Genomic DNA, 3,206 nt, shown 5'->3' on the forward strand with positions numbered 1-3,206 from the left:
CCAGGCGCTTGGCCGTGGCGATGGCTTGCAGGCCCGCCACACCGGCGCCGAGGATCAGTACGCGCGCGGCTTTTACGGTGCCGGCAGCAGTCATCAGCATCGGCATGAAACGCGGGTAGTGATGAGCGGCGAGCAACACGGCCTTGTAACCGGCGATGTTGGCTTGCGAAGACAGCACATCAAGGCTTTGAGCGCGTGAAGTGCGCGGCGCGGCTTCCAGGGCGAAGGCGGTGATGCCGCGCTCGGCGAGCTTGGCGATGGTTTCGTTGCTGAACGGGTTGAGCATGCCCACCAACACGGTGCCACTTTTGATCAGCGCAAGTTCGCTGTCGCTGGGGGCAACCACTTTGAGAATCAGCTCGGCGCCAAACGCGTCGTTGGCACTGCCAATGGTGGCGCCTGCCGTTTCATAGGCACTGTCGACGATGCTGGCATTGATGCCTGCGCCGCTTTGTACAGTGACCTTATGGCCCTGGCCGATCAGCTTCTTGATGGTTTCCGGGGTGGCAGCCACCCGCGTTTCACCGGTCTGGGTTTCGAGAGGAACACCAATGTGCACGTCAAATCTCCTGCATGATCTTTTTGCTTTTGATCTTTTTGTAAAAAGGCCAGTGCACCGCGAGTGGCGCAACTGGGGCGGCCGATCAGCACGATCCCGCTGAAATGACAGCGGGGCGCGGCATTTTGCAGGCGAACTTTACGACCATCAAGGGATTATGACGGGTGACGAAAAATTAACTACAAGTCACCCTGTGACTGATTGTCGCAACAAGCTGAAATAACCTCTTTAAATACAGGTCATTAAAGGCGTCCAGGCGTTTTCGGTCCATTTTTCCTTTGCCAGTGTGAATAGTCGTGCATTGGCCGGTAAGAGTCGCTACGAGCCATGAGATACATGGCTTTTAGCCTTATTTTTGGCTGACAAGTACAGTCTGTTTAAATGCGACATATACGTATATCTGTAGGATCTTAATTTATTTGACTACAAAGTCAGCAATTGCGCTTTGTCCTTTATTTACATGGGTTGTAGCGTCTTGACTGGTCGAGCAGCCAGTCCCTGAATGCATGCAGTGAGGCGGATTCGACCTTTTTGTCAGGAATCATCAGGTAATAAGCCTTTTCGCTGGTCAGTGCTTCGGTGCTCGCGATTACCAGTTGTTGCTCCTTCAGCTCTCGCTGTATGAGGAAGGGAGGAATCAGTGCGATGCCCATGTCATGCATGGCCGCTTGAGACAGCATCGAGAATAGCTCGTATCGAGGGCCTGTCATGTCGCGAGGGATGCTCAGGTGTTGGGCGTTGAACCATTGGCGCCAGGCGTAGGGGCGTGTGGTCTGCTGCAACAGGGGCAGCTCGGCGATCTGTTGAGGGGTGAAGTGCGTGCGGTCGCCGAGTAAGCGCGGGCTGCATACCGGTACCGGGTTTTCGCCCATTAACCGGTGGGATTGCGTACCCGACCAATCGGCATCTCCGAAGTAGATCGCCGCATCGAACTCAGTATCGGCGAACAGGAAGGGGCGTGTGCGGTTCGTCAGGTTCACCGTGACTTCCGGGTGCTGATGTTGAAAGTCTTTCAGGCGTGGGATCAGCCACTGCGTGCCGAAGGTAGGTACCACCGCCAGTTCGATCACATTGGCGCCCTGCTGGCCCATCACCGACAAGGTGTCGCGCTCTACGGCGTCCAGTTGCGTTGCAACCCTGCGGCTATAAGACAGCCCCGCCTCCGTCAGCTTCACCCCACGGCGTGAGCGGCGAAACAGCTCGACACTCAAAAACTCCTCCAGGCTGGCGATCTGTCGGCAAATCGCGCCTTGGGTGATGGAAAGCTCCAAGGCTGCCTTGGTGAAGCTCTCGTGCCGGGCTGCTGCCTCAAAGCTGATGAGCGCGGTGGTACTGGGGATTTTCCTGCGCATGTACGTTGCCCTCACAGATAAAGCGCATTTCTGGGCTTTTTTAGTGTTATGAAGTGAGAAATTAGCACAAGCCTATGCAAAAACCTCGTTTGCCCTCTGCGCTGACCGCGCCTAGTCTGGTTCCACGACTTCTGATTTTTTCCGCGAGGACTTATTCATGGCTGGCAAGGCAAGCTTCAACTGGATCGATCCACTGCTGCTGGATCAACAGCTCACCGAAGAAGAGCGCATGGTGCGTGACAGCGCCGAGCAATTTGCTCAGGACAAGCTGGCTCCCCGCGTGCTCGAAGCCTTTCGCCACGAAAAGACAGACCCTGCTATTTTCCGCGAGATGGGCGAGACCGGTTTGCTGGGGGCGATGATCCCTGAGCAGTACGGTGGCAGTGGCTTGAACTATGTCAGCTACGGTTTTGATTTGCTCGGGAGGTGGAGCGTGTCGACTCCGGCTATCGCTCGATGATGAGTGTGCAGTCTTCCCTCGTCATGGTGCCGATCAATGAGTTTGGTACCGAGGCGCAAAAACAGAAGTACTTGCCCAAACTGGCCTCTGGTGAATGGATCGGTTGCTTCGGGCTGACCGAGCCCAACCATGGTTTCCGACCCAGGTGCGATGATTTACTCGTGCACGCAAAGTGGATGGCGGCTACAGCCTGACCGGCGCAAAGATGTGGATCACCAACAGTCCGATTGCGGATGTGTTTGTGGTGTGGGGCAAAGATGATGCCGGGGACATCCGTGGCTTTGTCCTGGAAAAAGGCTGGAAAGGTCTGAGCGCTCCGGCTATCCACGGCAAGGTGGGGCTGCGGGCCTCCATCACCGGTGAAATCGTGATGGATAACGTATTTGTGCCCGAAGAAAATATCTTCCCGGATGTACGGGGTTTGAAAGGGCCGTTTACCTGCCTTAATTCGGCACGGTACGGGATTTCCTGGGGGGCGCTGGGGGCTGCTGAGTTCTGCTGGCATACCGCACGCCAGTACACACTTGATCGCCAGCAGTTTGGTCGCCCACTGGCTGCCACTCAGTTGATCCAGAAGAAGCTGGCAGACATGCAGACCGAGATTACCTTGGCCCTGCAAGGTTGCCTGCGCCTGGGTCGGATGAAGGATGAGGGGACGGCGGCGGTTGAGATCACTTCGATCATGAAGCGTAACTCGTGTGGCAAGTCATTGGATATCGCGCGCTATGGCCCGGGACATGCTGGGCGGCAACGGTATCTCCGACGAATTCGGAGTGGCGCGCCACTTGGTCAACCTTGAGGTGGTCAACACCTATGAAGGGACCCATGACGTGCA

General features: G+C 56.3%; 1 protein-coding gene and 2 pseudogenes. 1 reads left to right on the plus strand and 2 read right to left on the minus strand.

Translation table 11 applies throughout. From position 1 onward, the window contains the following. Together DQ405_RS26210 and DQ405_RS26215 are read right to left on the minus strand one after the other, a co-directional pair. A pseudogene (locus tag DQ405_RS26210) lies at nt 1-559 on the minus strand (NAD(P)(+) transhydrogenase (Re/Si-specific) subunit alpha); the annotation flags it as partial. Between the two features lie 452 nt (nt 560-1,011). Beyond that, on the minus strand, nt 1,012-1,911 hold the full coding sequence (locus tag DQ405_RS26215) for a LysR family transcriptional regulator (protein WP_032903964.1): 900 nt from the start codon (nt 1,909-1,911) through the stop codon (nt 1,012-1,014). 157 nt (nt 1,912-2,068) lie between these two features. Here DQ405_RS26215 and DQ405_RS26220 point away from each other — a divergent pair. Further along, nucleotides 2,069-3,206: pseudogene (locus DQ405_RS26220) on the plus strand (acyl-CoA dehydrogenase); the annotation flags it as partial.

Source organism: Pseudomonas sp. SST3, from assembly GCF_003325755.1.

Bases quoted from the DNA above. Each gene is read 5' to 3' on its own strand.
- DQ405_RS26215 (WP_032903964.1), bottom strand. From the start codon at position 1,911: ATGCGCAGGAAAATCCCCAGTACCACCGCGCTCATCAGCTTTGAGGCA.